Origin of the sequence: Apibacter adventoris (assembly GCF_002964965.1) — a bacterium.
GTDB lineage: Bacteria > Bacteroidota > Bacteroidia > Flavobacteriales > Weeksellaceae > Apibacter > Apibacter adventoris.
This window is the reverse complement of record NZ_PSZN01000004.1, coordinates 22,328-43,761: the sequence shown is the minus strand read 5'-3', so window position 1 is coordinate 43,761 and position 21,434 is coordinate 22,328. Positions and strand designations below refer to the sequence as shown.

Sequence of the window (21,434 nt, the reverse complement as noted above, 5' to 3'; positions counted from 1 at the left end):
CAAAAATATAAATTAAACAACCAATCAAGTCTTATATAATTAAAATCATTTGTTTTCTCTCATTAATTATAACTATATTTACAAGGAAATATTTATATTATTTCACATATAAATAAATGATCCTTTATGACTAAAATATGTTCTTTTTTCCCGGAATTCAAATCTGTTATTAAGCTCATAATTCCTAATTCAAAAGCAGAATATTTTTTATTATTCCTTTTTATTATTCTTTATTACCCCTTAGGAATATACTTAAGTTTAAATACTGATATAATTGATGAAAAATATGTTTTTGACCTTTATTTTAGTTTTGATAATGCTGTAAACATGTATTATGGAGTAAGAGGGCAGGAAACCCATCCATTAAGTTATACTTTTTATCTGCCTATACGAGCCATTTATTTAACCCTGGATTACTTTTCTTATAATAGTAAAATATTTACTCTTTTTGTAACTTTTCTCTGCTCTGCATTAATTTCTTATTCTAATCTTTTTGTTTTTAAATACCTGAAAAATATAATTAAATTAAATGTTAAATATTGTTACAGTATTACACTATTTTATGCTTTTTTCAGCGGCAACATAATTCTTTCTTTTACACCTGATTCTTTTACTTTTACTTTGTTTTTATTATCTATGAACGCTTATATTGCTTCTTATTTAATTACTAAAAATAAAATTCTTAGTTATGGATATTATTTAGTTTCAGGAGTATTAATTGGAGGTCAGACAATTACAAACCTTCCTAAAGTTCTTATTCCTGTCTTGTTTGAAAAAAAACTAGTAAAGAAAAATTTATCTTATTTTTTAAAAAAAATATCACTACTCTCTTTAATTTTTTTAATCATACTTATACTCATTCCATATAAATTTAATTTATATTCTTTTATTGCCAACAATGTAGTTCGCCAAAGAGTTTTTAAAGTAAAAGATTTTTCAATTTTTGATTCTTTTATTTCTTATTTCTTTGGTGGAAACATGCTTCTTCCTTCTTTAAAAATTGACAATAGCCCTTGGAAATGGATAACCCATCAGGGTATTTATCTTAATTTTTATAATTCAACATACCAATATATTTTTGTTTTTTCTGTTTTAGGACTTATTTTATGGTCCATAAATAAAAACATAAAAAACAAATTATTATGGATTTTATTGTTGAGCTGGGGTATTGATATTTTCTTATTAATTGTTTTCAAACTTAGTCTAAATGAAAGTTTTATTTATGGAGGTCATTTTATATTTGTTATTCCGTTAATAATCGGTTGGTTATTTTATAAATTAAAAAATAGTTTTCAAAAAATACTTAATTATATTCTTATATTATATATTTTAATATTAATTTTTAATAATGGATGTAGAATATATCAGTTTATTCAATTAGCAGAATATATATGTCCTAATCCATAATTACTATATTATTGGCTTGAAAAAATTGATTTAATATTTTACATGAATTTTACTAATAAATTATTAATTACTTTTAATATATTTATCCCAAAAAATAAAAACACAACTTTAATATCTAATTTTAATTCAATATTATATATAATTAATTTTCTCCATATAGAATCTCAACGATTATTACCAATTATTAAAGTACATGCTTTTTCATATAATATGTATATTTACTTTCAATTATTTTATTTTAAGTATAAATAAACGATCATTTATGTCTAAATTAAGTTCATTTTTCTCAGAATTCAAATATATTTTTAAGCTTTTAAATCCTAATTCAAAAGCTGAAATTTTATTATTTTTATTTTTTATTATTCTTTATTATCCCCTTGGAATATACCTAAGTTTAGATACTTGTATAATAGATAAAAAAGATTTTTATGATCTTTATTTTAGTTTTGATAATAATGCCTTCATGTTTGCTGGATCTCATGACTATGAGACTCATCCTTTGAGTTTCGTATTCTTTTTACCTATGCGCTTTATTTATTTGACATTAGATTTCTTTTCTTTTAATCATAAAATATATATCCTTTTTAGTACTTTTTTTTGTTCTTTATTTGTTTCTTATTCCAATTTATTCGTATTTAAATATCTAAAAAATATAATTAAATTAAATGTTAAATATTGTTATAGCATTATATTATTTTATGCTTTTTTTAGTGGTAACATAATCCTATCTTTTACTGCTGATTCTTTTACTTTTAGTTTATTTTTATTATCTATGAATATTTATATAGCTTCATATTTCATTGCGAATAAAAAAACTCTTAGTTATGGATATTATATAATTATAGGAACTTTAATCGGAGGTCAGACTATTACAAACCTACCTAAAGCAATTGAACCTATATTGTTTGAAAAAAAATTTACTCATAAAAATTATCCTTATTTTATAAAAAAAACATGCATAATTACTTTTATTTTATCTTTAATTATACTTATTCCTTTTAAATTTAATTTATATTTTTTTATACTCCAAAATATAGATAGGAAAAATGTATTTAAAATGGAAAATTTTTCAATTTTTGATTCTTTTACTTCCTATTTCTATGGAGGAAACATGCTTCTTCCTTCATTAAAAATTGATAATAGTCCATGGAAATGGATTCCCAATCAGGGTATTTATCTTAATTTTTATGATTCGATATTTCAATATCTTTTTGTTTTTTCTGTTTTAGGACTTATTTTGTACGCTATATTTAAAAACTTTAAAAACAAATTATTTTGGATTTTATTGCTAAGCTGGGGAATTGATATTTTCATATTAATTGTTTTTAAACTCAATCTTTCTGACAGTTTTATGTATGGGGGACATTTTATATTTGTTATTCCGTTACTAATCGGTTGGTTATTTTATAAATTAAAAAATAGTTTTCAAAAAATACTTAATTATTTTCTTATATTATTGATTTTAATATTAATTATCAATAATGGATTCAGAATATTTCAGTTTATTCAATTAGTAGAAAATTTATGTTCAAATCTTTAGTTTTAATATTTATTATTTTTATTGTGCATTATAATATTAATTTATTTTTAATAAAATATCAACTGAATTATTAATTTATAATATTTTTTTATCAATAGCTTCCTAAAAATAAAATAAAAAAAATTAAAATCTACGTTGTTTTATTTTATCTTTAAATGCTTTATTATTAAGCATTATAATAAATCTCTATCAATAAAAAGTTAAATCTACAAAAATTTACTTTTTTAAATATTCTCCTTTAAACATTTTTAAGATATTCTTTAATAATAAAATATCACAATTCCTACAAAGTAAAACTTATAATCATAATATTTTGTCTATAACAATAGTATTTATAAGTGAATACTCATATTTAGAGTTATGTAATAAGAGTTTTCCTAAAATAAACACTTTAATACATATTAATTATAAATTTAAATCCATTAAATGGTCTCAAAATATTATAATCTTATATTTAATAAATGATATCACAACTAAGGCTCTAAATATGATTTATATTTTAATTAATGTAAATTAAATATAATTTTTTATAATCTATGTATTTTTGACAATTTAAAATAAAACGACCTTATAGCCATAATTATTATTGCTGAAAAACCTCCTATTGCTGTAGCTATTATTCTATCAAAAGCTATTTCTAGTTCCGGTTTCCCTGTAAATGAAAACATCAAAACTGCAGAAATAGTTATAAAAGTAGTTAATATTGCATAGGTTTGATTAGAAAACACATAACATAAATATAAAGAAACAATGATTTCAGCAGTCATAACATATTTTGAAGAATTTAATAAGACTAAACCGGTTGCTATAACAATCCCCATAAAAGTTCCTAATAATCTATTCTTTGCTCGTTTAAAAGTATCCATAAAATCAGGTTTTAAAATAACTAAAGCTGTCATAGTCGCCCAATAATAATATTGAATTTTAAAAAAATAAATAAATATAAAACATATAAATATAGTTAATGCTGCATATACAGCAGCTGCATGAAAACGTATTTTTTTATCTATATCCTCATATATATTTTTCAAAATTTTAGCCATATTTTTAGGTTGAATTATATTCCTATGAAACGAAAACTTTCTTAATAGAAAAATAATACAAGCACATTGAAATAAACCTCCTACCATGATTAAACAACACCTAAGTACTGCTGAGTATAAATTTCCGGCATAATAACCCGCTACAAAATAAGCAATTGCCCATTGTAATAATATCCACCAAGCATTTTGATCAATTAACCCTACCAATGAACATAAACAAGCAAAAAACATACTTCCAATAACATATATTATATAATAATTTCCGGATATAGAACCCAATCCTGCACATAAACTCATACCAATAACAGCAATAATCATAGGGGCAAAAGGGTATCTTAATATTTTTTTTTTTGCACCATATCCTGCTGTTACAGCTCCACTCGCTGCTATACTGGCATATATAATATTATTACACATAAATCCAACTATATAAATGATTAATATACCTGGTAAAGAATAAAAAGCAATTAATAAATCTTTTTTAGTCTCTTCTTTTAATGAAAATTTATTTATAATATTTCCGAATTTCATAAAAGCTAATATTTTATATTAACATTTACATGTACATTTAAACATACAAACACAAAAGTAATAATTACCAGCATATTTTATCCCTTTTTTATATTAAATTAAATTTGGATAAATTTATTTGGACAGAATTTTGTATAGACTTAAGTCATGGAAAATATAAAAATACAATATTATAAGACTATTTTAGGAGAACTAATTATTGGTAGTTTTAATGATAAATTATGCTTATGTGATTGGAAATACCGAAAAGGTAGAGATTCTTTAGACCATAGAATTAAAAATTTTCTTAAAGCCAATTATGTGGAGCAATCTTCTCCTGTAATTGAAAAAACTATTTTTCAACTGGAAGAATATATAAATAAAAAAAGGGAAAGTTTTAGTATTCCATTAATTCTTTGTGGTTCGGAATTTCAAAAATCTGTCTGGAAAGAATTAGCTCATATACCTTATGGTAAAACTTATACTTATCTTCAACTTTCCAAAAACTTAAAAAATGTTAAAGCTATCCGTGCAATAGCATCTGCTAATGGGGCAAATGCTATATCAATAATTATTCCTTGCCATCGGATTATTGGTAGCAATGGTGATCTAGTGGGTTATGCAGGCGGATTGGCTACTAAAAGAAAATTATTACAAATTGAAAGTAGTTATTTTCAAGAATCTTTATTTTAATGAAAATTATATGGTTTTTTATACAAAATATTCTTTCTATTTAAATATGTATAAAACATCTCGGACTGTCATTTATCCATTTTAATCATAATATTCTTCTGTACACAAAAAAAGTAAGTTTACTATTTTATATAGATAATTTTTTATTTTTTGTCTTCAGATATCCATTAATACATATAGCAATAATCATTACAGTGGTAGAAATATAAAATACAAAGCTCATGGCTTCTGTATCTTTCCATATAATAAAAGCTATTAATATGGAGTATATAGGCTCCATATTGACAGAAAGCATAACGGTAAAAGGTGTTATATATTTCATCAAATTCATGGTAGCTATCATAGGAAAACTTGTCAATAAACTTCCTAATACTAAAATCCATAAAATATCTATCCTTTCAATATTTGCAATAGCCATCCAATTTTTCTCAAAAAACATGAAAAAATTTAATATAACAAATCCTCCTAATAATTCATAAAACGTAATTACAGATGAAGCTCCTTTATTACTCATATATCCATTAATTACGGAAAATAATGCGGAAAGAAAAGCACAGGTTATTCCCATAATTATTCCTTTCCAATATTTAACTTCTGTTTTAAATATTAACCCTATACAAATGATAATAATAATGCTAAGAAGAATTTCTGTTATTTTCAATTTTCTCCTGAATATAATAGGTTCTAAAAAAGCTGCAAAGAGGGTTCCTGTAGATAAAGTTGCTGTGGCTATAGATATGTTAGATATTTTTATAGCTCCATAAAATAATACCCAATGAATTCCAATTATGGTACCAATTCCCAATAGCTGTAACATAAGTCTTTTACTTATAAGTAAGCTTTCTTTAGTATAAAAACATATATAAATAAAAATAAAGGGTTCAGCAATTAATATTCTCCCCCATACTAAAGGCACGGCATTTAAATTAATAAGCTTTCCTATTACCCCCGTAAAGCCCCATAAAAAAACTATTAATTGTAATTTAACCGTAGCTGAAAATCTCATTATTTTTCTAAAATGCTGGCAAATATAATAATCCATTTATTAAATTTGTTAAAAAAATATATAACATTTTATGGGGTTTATAGATGTTTTTTTATTGCCAAGTGCATGGATAGCTTTTCTAACTCTTGCATTTTTAGAAATAGTTCTTGGAATTGATAATATAGTATTTCTTTCAATCGTAACTTCTAAATTATCAAATGAGCAACAGCCAAAAGCTCGAAGAACAGGAATGTTACTCGCCATGTTTTTTCGTATAGGTTTACTTTTTGGAATTTCTTTTGTTATGAGTTTAACAAAACCTATTTATTCTTTTAATACTTCATGGTTAGATGGTAGTATTTCCGGACAAAGTATTATTGTTTTTTTGGGTGGGTTATTCTTACTTTATAAAAGTGTAACTGAAATTCATCATAAACTTGAAGGGATAGATGAAACACATAATAATTCAAAAGCTAAAAATAGTTTTATATCAGCTATTGTTCAAGTTGTTGCCTTAGATATTGTATTTTCTTTTGATAGTGTATTAACAGCTGTAGGTTTAGTCAGTTTTAAAGAATTTGGATATGAGGGCGCTATGGGAATTATGATATTAGCTGTCATAGCTTCGGTAATGATTATGTTACTTTTTGCTGAGCCTGTTAGTAATTTTGTAAATTCCCACCCAACTATTCAAATTTTAGGTTTATCTTTTCTTATTTTAATAGGAGTTATGTTAATAACTGAAGCTTCTCACTTATCTCATTTAAAAATATTTAATACTGAAGTAGGCTCTATTCCTAAAGGTTATTTGTATTTTGCCATTGCTTTTTCACTTTTTGTTGAGTTTATAAATTTAAAATTAAATAAAAAGAAATCTACTCCTGTTCATCTTCATGATTCAGAAATAATAAATAAATAAAAAGAAGGATTATTTAATATTATAAAACTTCTTTTTTAAAAACATAATTAATATTTTAATTTACTTCATAATCAATTGCTACTCTTTGATCAATTACGGTTTTAATAAACTCAACAACCTTCAAATGTTCCGGATGATTGGCGTAAATATTAAGTTCTTCAAAAGAATTAAAACGTGTATCCAATATGACATCAAAATTATTCTGGGGAGCAATGTCCATATTAAAACCAACTTGTATAAATTTCAGTTCTTTAATTATATTCTTTAATGCTTCTAAATCTTTTTTAATTTTATGAGCATTTTCTTTTTTATCAGCTTCTTTAAGCTTCCACATTACGATATGATGTATCATTTTTATTTTATTATTTTTTTGCAAATTACTATTTATCTCTGTTTTAAATATTATATATAGTCTATATTTATTAAAAAAATTAATTTTACAAAATTGTATCTTACTTATTTTAATATTAATTGCCAAAATTCAACATCGATCAGTTTATTAAATTTTTTTCCTGATTCTTTAAAAATTCCCACCCTATGAAAGCCAAATTTTTTATGTAATCTTTGACTTTCCTTGTTAGGTAAAGAAATAACTCCTATTAATGAATGGATATTAATTTTTTCCGATTCTTTTATCAATGCTAATAGTAAACTACTACCAATTCCTTTGCCTATCTCATCATTTTTTAAATAAATACTGGTTTCCAACGTAATGTCATATGCAGATCGTTCCCTCCAATTATTTACATAAGCATATCCAATAATATAATTATTTTCTTCATATACTATATAAGGATATCCTTTTTCTAATACTTTTTCTATTCTTTTAGTAATATCTACCGCTGTTACTTTCTGCTCTTCAAAAGTAATTATCGTATCTTTAATATAGTAATTATAGATATCAGCTATTTCCTTTGCATCCGATAATTTTACAGATCTAATCATAACTATTACAATTAATTATACTTTTTTTTATTAAGTGCCCCACCCTTCCCTATCCAAACTTCGGTATTGTATAGCTTCTGCTATATGATGAGGCTGTATATTTTCACAATTTTCAAGGTCTGCAATAGTTCTCCCAACACGTAATATTCGATCATAGGCTCTGGCTGATAAATTTAATTTTTCAATAGCAGATTTTAATAGTTTTTTTGAGTTTTCATCTAATTGACAATATTTATCTAATTGTTTGGGACCTATTTGAGCATTATAATGAATTCCATCCGCATTTTTATATCTTTCATATTGTATATTTCTTGCTTTTGTTACCCTTTTTCTAATATCCAAACTACATTCTCCCTTCCTCTTATTAGAAAGATCATCAAAAGGTACTGGCGATACCTCTACATGTATATCTATTCTATCTAATAAAGGTCCAGAAATTTTATTCATATACCGTTGCATTTCCATAAGTGAACTGGTATTTTTTGGATCATCTGGAAAATAACCCGAAGGAGATGGATTCATGGATGCTACTAACATAAAACTGGAAGGATAAGTTATGGTAAATTTTGCTCGGGAAATAGTAACCACCCGATCCTCTAATGGCTGGCGCATAACTTCCAACACTTGTCTATTAAATTCAGGTAATTCATCTAAAAAAAGCACCCCATTATGAGAAAGTGATATTTCACCGGGTTGAGGATAACTTCCCCCTCCTACCAAAGCTACGCCTGATATGGTATGATGAGGAGAACGAAAAGGTCGCACAGTTAACAAAGATGATTCTGATTCTAATTTTCCTGCTACACTATGAATTTTAGTAGTTTCTAATGCTTCCGAAAGAGTTAATGGGGGTAAAATGGAAGGCAATCTTTTTGCCAACATTGTTTTTCCACTTCCCGGGGGACCAATTAATAAAACATTATGCCCTCCTGCGGCAGCAACCTCTAAAGCCCTCTTAACATTTTCTTGTCCTTTAACCTCAGCAAAATCATATGGAAATTTATCTATATTTTCAAAAAATTCCTCGCGAGTATTAACTATTGTAGGCATTATTTTTTTTTCCTTGTCAAAAAAGTCAATTACTTCTTTTATATTATCCACCCCATAAACCTCTAAATCATTAACAATAGCAGCTTCTTTTGAATTTTTTTTTGGTAAAAAAAAACCTTTAAATCCTTCTTCCCTAGCCTGTATAGCAATTGGTAAAACTCCTTTTATGGGTTGCAAAGATCCATCTAAAGAAAGCTCACCCATAATTAAATATTTATCTATATCTTTTGCCTTAATCTGTTCGGAAGCTGTTAATATGCCCATAGCAATTGTTAAATCATAAGCAGAGCCTTCTTTCCTTAAATCAGCTGGAGCTAAATTAACGGTAATTTTTTTCCCTGGCATTTTATAACCACAATTTTTCAATGCTGCTGATATCCTATGTGCACTTTCTTTTATTGCTATATCCGGCATTCCTACTAATTGATAACCTACCCCATTATCAATATTAACTTCTACAGTTATTATCTGAGCATTCACTCCATATACTGCACTCCCAAAGGTTTTTACTAACATTTGTATTTTTTTTTGATAATTTTAGTTTATTTTAATAAAAAAACTATTTAGAGGCTGCATTTACTAACTTCATATACCAATCTGATAATTGTTTTTGTTTCTCCTTACTCAATTTATTTTTTATTTCTTGCATTTCTGTATCTATATCATTAGCCCTAATTTGCAATTCTAATATTTCATCAGGGTTATTAGAGCGATTAGCCTCTGCTATTTGCTCAAAATATTTTTTTACTTTTTTCACAAAAGCATCTGCCTCTTTATCATTAAATTGAGGAATATCCGTTTTTATTGGTTCTAAATCAATAGTATTCGAGATAGTTATTTCTTTATTTTCAACCACAGTAGTATCTAATTTTTTCATTACAGAAGTTTCTAAATCATTAGTTATTTTATCTTTTTTACAAGATAAAAAAAATAGGGTACAAGAGATAAGTACTATATCAAATGATCTCATAAATATTATTTTAAATTTTATGTAAAAATACAATAAAAATATATGTAAGAATTAGTGTTTAGCAGCAATCTGATTTTTTTAATTAAAAAAACACACATTTTATTTAGTAATAAAACATTACATTTGCACCGAAATTTAATATCTTATATGCAATCAATCAGAAACATCGCAATTATTGCCCACGTCGATCATGGAAAAACAACCTTAGTAGATAAAATAATTCAAGCATGCCATGTGGTAGAAAAAAATGAAGGAGATTTGATCTTAGACAATAATGATTTAGAGAGAGAAAGAGGAATTACAATTTTATCTAAAAATGTATCGGTAAATTATAAAGGAGTAAAAATCAATATAATAGACACTCCAGGGCATGCTGATTTCGGAGGAGAAGTAGAACGGGTATTAAAAATGGCTGATGGAGTACTTTTACTTGTTGATGCATTTGAAGGACCAATGCCTCAAACCCGTTTTGTTTTGAGCAAAGCTATAGAGTTAGGGCTTAAACCTATTGTAGTTATAAATAAAGTTGATAAAGAAAATTGCCAGCCTGAACATGTTCATGATCAAGTGTTTGAATTAATGTTTAATTTAGATGCTACAGAAGAACAACTTGATTTTGAAACTGTATATGGCTCTTCTAAGCAAGGATGGATGTCTGGAGATTACAAACATCCTACCGATAATATAGATTACTTATTAGATAAAATTATAGAATTAATTCCTGAAGCGCCATATGTGGAAGGTACTCCCCAAATGCAAATAACTTCATTGGACTTTTCTAGTTTTGTTGGAAAAATAGCTATTGGAAGAGTATACCGTGGAGATTTATATTCCGGCAAAGACTATACTCTTTGCCAAGAAGATGGAAAAAATAAAAAAATAAGAATTAAAGAACTACAAGTTTTTGAAGGTTTAGGTAGAAAATCTGTAGAATCCGTCCGAAGTGGAGATTTATGCGCTGTAATTGGTGTAGAAGGCTTTGATATAGGAGATACAATCGCTGATATTAATACTCCTGAAGCCCTTCCTAGAATCTCTATTGACGAACCTACCATGAGTATGCTATTTACTATTAATACTTCTCCTTTTTTTGGAAAAGAAGGCAAATATGTTACTTCCAGACACCTAAGAGATCGATTAATGAAAGAAACAGAAATAAATTTAGCTCTTCGAGTAGAAGAAACCGACTCAGAAGATAAATTTAATGTTTTTGGAAGAGGTATTCTTCATTTATCCGTATTAATTGAAACAATGAGAAGAGAAGGTTATGAATTGCAGGTAGGACGTCCTAGGGTTACAATTAAAGAAATTGATGGAGTAAAACATGAACCTTTTGAACATTTGGTTATTGATGTACCTGATTCTGTAGCTGGAAAAGCTATTGAATTAGTAACTCAAAGAAAAGGAGAATTAAAAATTATGGAACCCAAAGGAGATTTACAACATTTAGAATTTGACATTTCTTCCAGAGGACTAATTGGATTAAGAAATTTACTCCTTACAGCTACTTCCGGTGAAGCTATAATTAATCATAGATTTAAAGATTTTGAACCTATAAAAGATATAATTCCTCAAAGACAAAATGGATCTTTAGTCTCTTCTGAAACGGGTCAGGCTTTAGCTTATGCCATTGACAGATTACAAGATAGAGGAAAGTTTTTTATTGAACCAGGAGATCAAATCTATAAGGGACAAATTGTTGGTGAACATAGTAGAGATAACGACTTAGAAGTTAATCTTATTAAAGGAAAAAAGTTAACAAATGTAAGAGCATCTGGTACCGACCAAGCAGCCAAAATTTTTCCAAAAGTTGAATTTTCATTGGAAGAATCTATGGAATATATTAAAGATGATGAATATTTAGAAATAACCCCTAAAAGTCTACGAATGAGAAAAATATAATTTTTCATATAGATTATAATATAAAAAACACCTTAAATGATTAAGGTGTTTTTTTATTATCTATTATCTACTTATAATAAAGATTGTAGTTTTTCAACTAACTTTTCTTTGGGCTGAACTCCTACAACTTTATCTACAACTTCTCCATTTTTAATAAATAAAAGTGTAGGAATATTTCTAATTCCATATTCCACTGGAATTTCTTGGTTGGAGTCTATATCTAGCTTAACCACTTTTATTTTTCCCTTAAATTCTTCAGATAATTCCTCAACAATTGGAGATAAACTCCGACAAGGGCCACACCATTCTGCCCAAAAATCTACCAAAACCGGTGTATTGGAACTTAATACTTCTTCTTTGAAAGATTGATCAGTAATTTCTATTGCCATATTTACTATATTATTTAAATTATTTTACTTTATTGGTGTTATTAAAAAAAATTATAATAAACTCACCTTTTTCTTATTTTATATACATATCAAAAAACAAACAAATTATATTATAACACAAAAAACATAAGATTAATCCTAATTATATTTAATGAAAAAATATAAAATTAAACTTATTTTTACATAATATGAAGTATTTCATATATAAGTTATAAACCACTAATTTTCATAAAAAAAATTTTATATTAAAAATATTATATAATTTTTTTTTTTAGAAAAAAAATGTATCTTTGCACCAATAATTAGTTGTTCTTTAATAAAGTTTTTTAGTGTTAATTAAGCCCTTTCAAATATATTTTGAAAGGGTTTTTAAATATTCACTACGCAAAACACTTTTTTTAATCTCTGTAAAAAACTATTGCAAAGGTATTTAAAAAGCTGTTATTAATAATCGAAAAATTAATTTTTTACTTATTTAATAATAAATATTATTTATTATTAATATTAAATGAATATTCATAGTTTTGATAAATGAATTTACATAAAAACAAAATTGTAGAGTATAGAGATTTACATGAAATATCTTTTAATGAAGCATGGGATATTCAGAATAAATTATTAGAATCCATTATCAATATTAAAATAAAAAATAAAAAAATAATTGACGAAAAAAAGGATTTAACTCCAAACTATTTTTTATTTGTATCCCATCCTCATATTTATACATTAGGAAAAAGTGGAAATTCAAACAATTTACTTATCAATGAAAACAAACTTCTTGAAATTAATGCTAAATTTATAAAAACAAACCGAGGAGGAGACATTACTTATCATGGACCCGGGCAAATAATTGGTTATCCTATCTTAGATTTAGAAAACTTTTTCACAGATATCCATAAGTATATGAGAAATTTGGAAGAAGTGATAATTAAAACTATCAGTGATTATGGTATAAAGGGAGAAAGGTCTTTGGGAGAAACTGGAGTTTGGATAGATACAGGTAAACCATATGCAAGAAAAATATGTGCTATGGGGGTTAAAGCAAGCAGATGGGTAACTATGCATGGCTTTGCTTTAAATGTAAATACTGATTTAAACTATTTCAATAATATTATTCCCTGTGGTATTAAAAATAAAGCTGTAACTTCAATTGAAAAAGAATTAGGTTATTCTATTGATATGAATGAAGTAAAAAATAAAGTAAAAAATTATTTTGCTGATGTTTTTGAATTAGAATGGAAATAACTGTCCTTTTTAAGGTCTTTTTAAGTTCCTTTTAAAGATTTTTTTAAGCTTAATAATACATTTTTGTATATTGAAAATATATACAATATGCAAAAGTTATTATTTTGTTTTTCTCTTTTATTGTTTGTTAATCTTTTTTACACACAGAATAAAAATCTGACTCTTGCTGATGCAGATGATCTACTGATAAAAAATAACCTATCTCTTTTTGCTGCTAGATATGAAGTAGATATGGCAGAAGCAAATAAAATTCAAGCAAGATTATTTGATAACCCTGATATTTCTTTTCAAGTTCCTGCTTATTCTAAAGATAAGGGATGGTTTGATTTAAACGGAGATTACGAATTAACATTACAACAAGCTATTAAAATTGCAGGTAAAAAAAAATCAGGAGTCAACTTAGCTGAATCACAAAAAAAATTAGCAAATTGGCAATATGAGTTACTTGTTAAACAATTAATATATGCTGTTCACAATAGCTATTTTACCATTTATTATTTACAACAATCAATCAATAAAACCAGTGTAGAAATAGAGAAAATTAAAACTATTATCGATGCTTTACAAGTACAATACAAAAAAGGAAATGTAACTCTTAACGAAGTTATAAGAATGACAGCAACTTATAATTCCTTATCATCCGACGTACTTGAATTACAAAATTCAATATCTGGCGAACAAAATAATTTAAGAACCTTATTATTAATAAAACCTGAATACGAACTTACTCCAACTCCTACTACCACCGAACTGAATAAATATTCTTTAAAATTAATAAATCTAAACGATGCTATAGATAAATCTATGGCTCAACACCCCGAAATTAAAATAGCTGAAGCAGAAATATACATGAATCAAATGCAATTAAAATATGAAAAAAAACAAGTTATTCCCGATTTGCAAATAGGTATAGGTTTTAGTAAAAACGGAGAATATGTTAAAAACGAAACTCTTGCAAATATAGGTTTTAGTATTCCAATTTTTAATAGAAATCAAGGAAATATAAAAAACGCAGAATACAAAATAAAACAATCAGAAATAGAAAAAAAGAATCAGGAAAATATCATATCTAATCAAATAAAATTATCATTTGAAAAAATTAAAGCTCTTGAAAACCGTTATTCTCATTTAGATCCTGAATTTGAGAAGCAATTTGATTTTCTAATGACAAGTGTTTCTGACAATTACATGAAAAGAAACTTATCTTTACTAGAGTTTACAGATCTTATAGAAACTTATCATGAACAAATAATACAACTAAACAATTTAAAACTTCAGAAATTACTGGCTTATGAAGAATTAAACTATAACACCGGTTATGCTATTTTTAATAATAATGTTATAAAACCTATAAATTAATGATCTCTTTAAAAAAATACCTTATAGCTATTTCTTTTATATCAATATTATCCTGTATAAATAAAAAGGAAGTTGACGAAGATAATTCCGGATTTGTTCTTTCTAAAGAAATGTTAAATAAACTTGAATTCTCAACAGTTACTTATAGTCCGGTTATTAATGAACTAAAAGTATTTGGTAAAGTAACTACAGATCCTGACAAAACAGTTGATGTATTTCCTGCCGTAGGAGGGAAAGTATCTATGGTGAATGGACAGTTAGGAGATTACGTCCAAAAAGGTCAAATACTTGCTGTGCTTAAAAGTACAGAAGTTGCCGGATATAGAAAAGATATGCTAGATGCTCAAGCAGATTTACTTGAAGCTCAAAAAAATTTGCAAGTAGCCTCAGACATGTTTAAAGGAAAATTGGCAACAGAAAAAGATGTAATTTCCGCAAAAAAAGATGTTGAAACAGCACAAGCTGAAATACAAAGAATCAAACAATTATATAATATTTATAATTTGGGTAGTAATAATACTTATTATGTAAAATCTCCTATTAGTGGATTTATTACAGCAAAAGATATCACGCCGGATATGTTAATAAGAAGTGATAGAGCTGAGAGTATTTTTACTGTATCTCAAATTAATAATGTATGGGTTATGGCTAACATCAGCGAAAGTAACATTAGCCAAATTAAATTAGGTTGTGAAGCAGATATACAAACTTTGAGTTATCCTGATAGAGTTATACATGGAAACGTTGATAGAATATTCAATATTATTAATCCTGATACAAAATCTATGCAGGCTCGTATTCAGTTACCCAATCCTGGATATATACTCAAGCCTGAAATGAATGCTACAGTAACACTTAAAATTAAAGAAGATCGTAATATGCTTACGATACCATCTAGTTCTATAATATTTGATAATGATAGAAATTATGTTTTAGTCTATTACAATAACAAACATATTGAAGTCACCCCTATAAATATATATGAGCAAAATGATAAAACAGCTTATATAGAAAGTGGACTTCAATCTGGTCAAAAGATAATTACAAAAAATGCTTTATTAATATACCGAGCCCTTACAGGTAATTAGTCATAATTTCAAATTTAATTACAAATTCATATTCAATTATCTTATTATGAATAAATTCATCAAAGGAATTCTCACTTTCTCATTAAAAAATAAATTCTTTACTTTTTTCTGGGTACTCATACTTATAATAGCAGGTATTATATGCTTTAAAAACACACCTATTGACGCATTCCCCGATGTTACTAACACACAAATAGTTATCATCACAAAATGGAATGGACGGAGTGCAGAAGAAGTAGAACGTTTTGTTACAACTCCTATTGAAGTAGCTATGAATTCTGTACAAAAAAAAGCAAGCGTTCGTTCCGTAAGTATGTTTGGACTTTCTGTAATTAAGATAATTTTTAATGACAATGTAGATGATTTTTTTGCCAGACAACAGGTAAATAATCAACTTTCTACAATTGACTTCCCGGAAGGGGTATCTCCAGAAGTGCAACCTCCTTATGGTCCCACCGGAGAAATATATCGTTATGTTCTCTCCAGTAAAACTGAAAATACCCGAGATCTACTAACATTACAAAATTGGGTACTTGACAGACAGTTACGTTCTGTTCCCGGAGTTGCTGATATTAATGTATTTGGGGGACAAGATAAAATATATGAATTACACGTTGATCCCTCCAAACTTATTAAGTACGATTTATCTCCTTTAGAAGTATATGAAGCTGTAAATGGAAGTAATCTTAATGTTGGCGGAGATATTATTGAAAAAAACGATCAGGCATTTGTTGTTAGAGGAGTAGGATTATTAGATAATAAAGAAGATATTAAAAATATTATTATTAAAAGTGAAAGCGGTAATCCTATATTAGTAAAAAATGTGGCTTCAGTAGTAGAAACCAGTATGCCAAGGGTTGGACAGGCTGGATACCAAAACAAAAAAGAAAATCAGAATGATGTAGTAGAGGGTATTGTTGTTATGCGTAAAGGAGAGAACACTTCTGAAGTATTAAAAGCATTAAAACAAAAAATCAGTGAAATAAAAAAAACAACAATTCCTGCAGATGTTCAAATGATAACGGTTTATGATCGTGATAATCTAATGGACTATTGTATGCATACCGTATCTCATAATTTAGTTGAAGGAATAGTATTAGTAACTGTGATTGTTTTTCTTTTTATGGGTGATTGGAGAACTACTATCATTGTATCAATCGTTATTCCTTTAGCCTTACTTTTTGCTTTTATATGTCTTAGAATAAAAGGAATGAGTGCTAATCTTATTTCTTTAGGGGCAATAGATTTTGGAATTATCATTGACGGAGCAGTCGTTATGGTAGAAGGAATATTCGTTACTTTAGATCATTTAGCTAAAAAAAGAGGAATAGAAACTTTTAATAAATTAAGTAAACTTGGATTAATAAGATCTACGGGTACAGAACTTGGCAAAGCTGTTTTCTTTTCAAAGCTTATAATTATTACAGCATTGATGCCCATATTTGCCTTTCAAAAAGTTGAAGGAAAAATGTTTTCTCCCCTAGCATGGACACTAGGATTTGCATTATTAGGTGCACTTATATTTACTCTTACATTAGTTCCTGTATTATCCTCTATTCTTTTAAATAAAAATGTCAAAGAAAAACATACCTTTCTTGTAAGAATAATTAATAAATATATATTTTCTGCATTCAGATGGTGTTATCATTACCAAAAAAAGAGTATAACTATTGCTTTTATCATATTAATACTTACCTTATTTTCAACCCGATGGTTGGGTACAGAATTTTTACCTAAATTGAATGAGGGAGCTTTATGGGTTACTGCCGAAATGCCAATGAGTACGAACCTTTCTGAATCCATGAAAATTACAGAAGCACTTAGGAATAAACTTTTAGAATTTCCGGAGGTAAATGAAGTTATATCCAATACTGGGAGATCTAATGATGGAACCGATCCTAATGGATTTAATTTCACTCAGTTTCAAGTAACATTAAAACCTAAATCTGAATGGAAACGTAAAATTTCATTAGATGAACTTATAGATGCAATGGACCATAGCCTTAAAGAATACCAAGGAATTGTTTATAATTATTCTCAGCCGGTTTCAGATAATGTTGCAGAAGCTGTTGCCGGATTTAAAGCAGAAAATGCTGTAAAAATATTTGGTCCTAATCAATATGTGCTAGATTCTTTAGCAAAAGCTTGTTATAATCAGATAAAAGATGTTCCGGGCATAAAAGATGCCGGAGTACTAAAAAATATAGGTCAGCCAGAAGTAAGCATAAAATTAGATGAACAAAAAATGGCTCTTTATGGCGTTACAAAAAAAGATGCACAAGCTGTAATTGAAATGGCTATTGGAGGAAAAACTGCCACAGAAAAATTTGAAGGAGAAAAGAAATTTGATGTACGAATTCGCTATGATAAAAATTACCGAAAAAATGAACAGGATTTCAAAAGACTTATGGTTCCCACTATATCTGGATCTTTAATCCCTTTAAATGAGATTTCAAATATCAGTGCTCATACCGGACCCGCATTTGTATACAGAGATGATCTAAAAAGATTTATAGGTGTAAAATTTTCTGTTCGTGATAGAGATTTAGGAAGCACCATTGCAGAAGCTCAGCAAAAAATCAATAAAAATATAAAATTGCCTAAAGGTTATTCATTTGGCTGGACAGGAGAATTTGAAAATCAGGTACGGGCTACACATCGTTTAGGTCAAGTTGTTCCTATTAGTTTATTAATTATATATTTTTTACTATTTATCATGTTTGGAAATGCAAAAGAAGCAGGAATTGTGCTATTGAATGTCCCTTTTGCTTTAATTGGAGGAATATGGGCTTTATTTATTACCGGAACAAATTTCGGTATATCGGCTGGTGTGGGAATGATTGCTTTATTTGGTATCTGCGTTCAAAATGGAGTAATTCTCGTTTCGGTATTTAATAAACTATTAAAAGAAGGACATCATTTAATAGATGCAATAAAAGAAGGGGTAAAAAGTAGAATTCGTCCGGTAGTTATGACTGCATTAATGGCCTCTATAGGATTAATGCCGGCAGCTACTTCACATGGTATCGGATCAGAAAATCAACGACCTCTTGCCATTGTAATAATAGGAGGATTAGTTACCGCAACTTTCTTTACTCTTTTAGTTTTCCCTGTATTTTGTCATTGGTTTTATTCCGGAAGATTGAGAAAATTACAAGAACGAAAAGAACGTAAAAACACATTAAGAGGTTCGTAAAATTAATCCCATAAAATATTTATATATTTTTAACTTTGTGAATAGGTTTATCCTAAAATGAAAAAAATACTCATAATTGAAGACGAAAAAAAATTATCTGATGTAATACATGATGAATTACATAAAAATGGATATTTCCCTTTTCAAGCATTTGATGGAGAACTAGGTCTCATAAGTTTTAGAAACCAAAAACCTGATCTGGTTCTACTAGATGTTAATTTGCCAAAAATCAATGGTTTTGATTTAATTAAAAGTTTTAGGGTTATCAATCCTAACGTTCCCATCATTATGCTTACAGCATTTGGAGATATAGATAGTAAAATGTTAGCTTTTGATAATGGAGCCGATGATTATCTGATAAAACCCATTGATTTTAAAGAATTAATTGCTAAAATAAAAATATTCTTACGTAGATCTTCTCAATTTCCCGTTGAAGATACTAAAATCCATTTCAAAGATGTGGTAATTGATCTAGGTACAAAATCTGTTATCAGAAATAATATCCATATAAATTTAACTCCAAAAGAGTTTGAACTCTTTTATTATTTAGTTAAAAAACAAGGAAGAGTAGCTTCTAAAGAAGAATTAGCAGATAATGTATGGGCAGAAAGATATGGAGTAACTCCAAATACAATTGAGGTTTATATAAACTTTTTAAGAAATAAAATAGACAAAGAATTTAAAGATAAAATCATTCAAACAAAAGCAGGTTTCGGCTATTATATAGCAAGTTAATATTTATGAATTTCAAACTCCAACTTTCTTTATTATTTGTATTAATATATGCTATTCTTATATCTATATCCCTATCCCTTACCTATAAAGCATTCAAAACATTTAGTGAAGAAGCTTTTTTTGACATACTTGAACAAAAAGCACATATTACATTAGATTTATTAACTGAATTAAAAGAAGATGATACAACTATAAAACATATAATTGATAAAAGTTCACTTATAAAAACAAATCATGAAAAAATATATGTATTCGATGGAAATAACAAATTAATATATGAAAATGGTAATGATATTAATTTTAATATTACTCCTTTGTTAATAAAAAAAATACGTAAGGATAATAAAACAGAATTTTTTATACAAAACGGATTTCAGGTATGTGGTATAGGATATAATTATAACAACAAAGAATATGTAATTATAGTAATTGCAAAAGATAGTTTTGGAGAAGTAAAATTAAAAAATCTAAAAGAATATATTTTTATACCTATCATACTAACATTATTTTTAGTTTTTATTGCAGCTTATTATTATATTAAACAAATATTTAAGCCAATTGATAAATTAAACACGGCGATACAAAAAGTAACAGATACAAACCTATACCAGCATTTAGAAATTAAAAGTGTCAGCAGAGATTTAAACCAGATTGCTATCAATTTCAATCGCATGCTGGATCGTCTCAATGAATCTTTCGAATCACAAAAAAACTTTAACCAAAGTGCTTCACATCAGCTTAAAACTCCATTAGCTATTATGTCTTCATTAATAAAAAAATTAAATCCTTATTCAAAACAAGAGGCAGAAAATATAAAACTACTTTATGATGAAAATGAAAAAATGGCTAAGTTAGTTGATTATTTATTACTCATTGACAGACTACAAGGGAAAGCCCCTATTCCTTTTACTTATTTCAGAATCGATGAATTATTATTTGAAGTTTCTGAAGAAACAGAAGAGCTACACGACAATTTTGCCTTACTCATAGACATTCAAAGTGATGAAAATGATGAAAAAAACTTTATTTATTACGGAAATAAAATACTATTAAAAAGTGCTTTTATAAATTTAGTAAACAATGCAGCATTATATAGTATAGATCAAAAAATAACCATCTCACTTAAAGCTCACAAAGATAATATATATATAGAATTCATCAATACAGGAATTTATAAACTAGATGATAATATTTTTACACCTTTTATTCGAGATAATAAAGATCCGTCAATATCAGGAAATGGTTTAGGGCTACATATTGTAAAAACAATTATAAATTTCCATAAAGGTATTGTTTCTTATTCATTTATAGAAAACACACAAAAACATATTTTTTGCATAAAATTAACCAAAACTTAAGTATAAATATATATTAACTTAATTAATTTTAAATAAAAAAAATATTTAATATAAAAACAGTTATTTTTTATACAAAAACCCTCTTTTAAATTTCAAATAT

General features: G+C 26.9%; 18 protein-coding genes. 11 read left to right on the top strand and 7 right to left on the bottom strand.

Features of this window, described 5'->3' with window-relative positions:
* The first annotated feature begins 126 nt into the window (after nucleotides 1-126).
* Both C4S76_RS02705 and C4S76_RS11895 read left to right on the top strand, forming a co-directional pair.
* Entirely contained in the window at nucleotides 127-1,407 is a 1,281-nt protein-coding gene (locus C4S76_RS02705; RefSeq protein WP_105192423.1) for a DUF6080 domain-containing protein, read from the top strand.
* 193 nt (nucleotides 1,408-1,600) lie between these two features.
* Nucleotides 1,601-2,947: a DUF6080 domain-containing protein gene (locus C4S76_RS11895; protein WP_317045834.1), complete on the top strand. Its 1,347-nt coding sequence runs from the start codon at nucleotides 1,601-1,603 to the stop codon at nucleotides 2,945-2,947.
* A 527-nt stretch (nucleotides 2,948-3,474) separates the two neighbouring features.
* Here the strand turns inward: C4S76_RS11895 and C4S76_RS02695 are convergent.
* Complete coding sequence (locus C4S76_RS02695) at nucleotides 3,475-4,521, bottom strand: FUSC family protein (protein WP_105192419.1); 1,047 nt, start codon at nucleotides 4,519-4,521, stop codon at nucleotides 3,475-3,477.
* Between the two features lie 147 nt (nucleotides 4,522-4,668).
* Between C4S76_RS02695 and C4S76_RS02690 the strand changes: the two genes are divergently transcribed.
* A complete protein-coding gene (locus C4S76_RS02690; RefSeq protein WP_105192417.1) occupies nucleotides 4,669-5,193 on the top strand; it encodes a methylated-DNA--[protein]-cysteine S-methyltransferase in 525 nt (174 codons plus the stop codon).
* A 127-nt stretch (nucleotides 5,194-5,320) separates the two neighbouring features.
* Here C4S76_RS02690 and C4S76_RS02685 read toward each other — a convergent pair whose 3' ends face one another.
* Nucleotides 5,321-6,199 carry a DMT family transporter gene (locus tag C4S76_RS02685; RefSeq protein ID WP_181044038.1) on the bottom strand — a complete coding sequence of 293 codons (879 nt, stop codon included), beginning with the start codon at nucleotides 6,197-6,199 and terminating at the stop codon, nucleotides 5,321-5,323.
* A 70-nt stretch (nucleotides 6,200-6,269) separates the two neighbouring features.
* Between C4S76_RS02685 and C4S76_RS02680 the strand changes: the two genes are divergently transcribed.
* Nucleotides 6,270-7,097 (top strand): TerC family protein, encoded by an 828-nt coding sequence (locus tag C4S76_RS02680; RefSeq protein ID WP_105192413.1) that lies wholly within the window; start codon nucleotides 6,270-6,272, stop codon nucleotides 7,095-7,097.
* Between the two features lie 55 nt (nucleotides 7,098-7,152).
* On the opposite strand, the gene C4S76_RS02675 is transcribed toward C4S76_RS02680, so the two are convergent.
* From C4S76_RS02675 to C4S76_RS02660, 4 genes are all read right to left on the bottom strand, one after another.
* Entirely contained in the window at nucleotides 7,153-7,449 is a 297-nt protein-coding gene (locus tag C4S76_RS02675; protein WP_105192616.1) for a Dabb family protein, read from the bottom strand.
* A gap of 104 nt (nucleotides 7,450-7,553) precedes the next feature.
* Entirely contained in the window at nucleotides 7,554-8,042 is a 489-nt protein-coding gene (locus tag C4S76_RS02670) for a GNAT family N-acetyltransferase (RefSeq protein ID WP_105192411.1), read from the bottom strand.
* Between the two features lie 30 nt (nucleotides 8,043-8,072).
* Nucleotides 8,073-9,608 carry a YifB family Mg chelatase-like AAA ATPase gene (locus C4S76_RS02665; protein ID WP_105192409.1) on the bottom strand — a complete coding sequence of 512 codons (1,536 nt, stop codon included), beginning with the start codon at nucleotides 9,606-9,608 and terminating at the stop codon, nucleotides 8,073-8,075.
* 43 nt (nucleotides 9,609-9,651) lie between these two features.
* Entirely contained in the window at nucleotides 9,652-10,062 is a 411-nt protein-coding gene (locus C4S76_RS02660; RefSeq protein ID WP_105192407.1) for a hypothetical protein, read from the bottom strand.
* A 147-nt stretch (nucleotides 10,063-10,209) separates the two neighbouring features.
* Here C4S76_RS02660 and typA point away from each other — a divergent pair, with 147 nt between their 5' ends.
* A complete protein-coding gene (gene typA, locus C4S76_RS02655) occupies nucleotides 10,210-11,964 on the top strand; it encodes a translational GTPase TypA (RefSeq protein WP_105192405.1) in 1,755 nt (584 codons plus the stop codon).
* Between the two features lie 71 nt (nucleotides 11,965-12,035).
* On the opposite strand, the gene trxA is transcribed toward typA, so the two are convergent.
* Nucleotides 12,036-12,353: a thioredoxin gene (trxA, locus tag C4S76_RS02650; RefSeq protein WP_105192403.1), complete on the bottom strand. Its 318-nt coding sequence runs from the start codon at nucleotides 12,351-12,353 to the stop codon at nucleotides 12,036-12,038.
* 531 nt (nucleotides 12,354-12,884) lie between these two features.
* Here trxA and lipB point away from each other — a divergent pair.
* The 6 genes from lipB to C4S76_RS02620 all read left to right on the top strand — a co-directional run bounded on the left by lipB (nucleotide 12,885) and on the right by C4S76_RS02620 (nucleotide 21,334).
* Complete coding sequence (gene lipB, locus C4S76_RS02645) at nucleotides 12,885-13,598, top strand: lipoyl(octanoyl) transferase LipB (RefSeq protein ID WP_105192401.1); 714 nt, start codon at nucleotides 12,885-12,887, stop codon at nucleotides 13,596-13,598.
* An 87-nt stretch (nucleotides 13,599-13,685) separates the two neighbouring features.
* Complete coding sequence (locus tag C4S76_RS02640) at nucleotides 13,686-14,957, top strand: TolC family protein (protein WP_105192399.1); 1,272 nt, start codon at nucleotides 13,686-13,688, stop codon at nucleotides 14,955-14,957.
* Complete coding sequence (locus tag C4S76_RS02635; RefSeq protein ID WP_105192397.1) at nucleotides 14,957-16,045, top strand: efflux RND transporter periplasmic adaptor subunit; 1,089 nt, start codon at nucleotides 14,957-14,959, stop codon at nucleotides 16,043-16,045. The genes C4S76_RS02640 and C4S76_RS02635 overlap by 1 nt, the downstream gene beginning before the upstream one ends.
* Nucleotides 16,046-16,091: 46 nt before the next feature.
* A complete protein-coding gene (locus C4S76_RS02630) occupies nucleotides 16,092-19,241 on the top strand; it encodes an efflux RND transporter permease subunit (RefSeq protein WP_105192395.1) in 3,150 nt (1,049 codons plus the stop codon).
* A gap of 57 nt (nucleotides 19,242-19,298) precedes the next feature.
* The gene (locus C4S76_RS02625; RefSeq protein WP_105192394.1) at nucleotides 19,299-19,976 is read left to right on the top strand and encodes a response regulator transcription factor; all 678 of its coding nucleotides are present in this window, start codon (nucleotides 19,299-19,301) and stop codon (nucleotides 19,974-19,976) included.
* Nucleotides 19,977-19,981: 5 nt separating this feature from the next.
* Nucleotides 19,982-21,334, top strand: coding sequence for a HAMP domain-containing sensor histidine kinase (locus C4S76_RS02620; RefSeq protein WP_105192392.1), 1,353 nt, complete (start codon nucleotides 19,982-19,984; stop codon nucleotides 21,332-21,334).
* Nucleotides 21,335-21,434 lie beyond the last annotated feature (100 nt).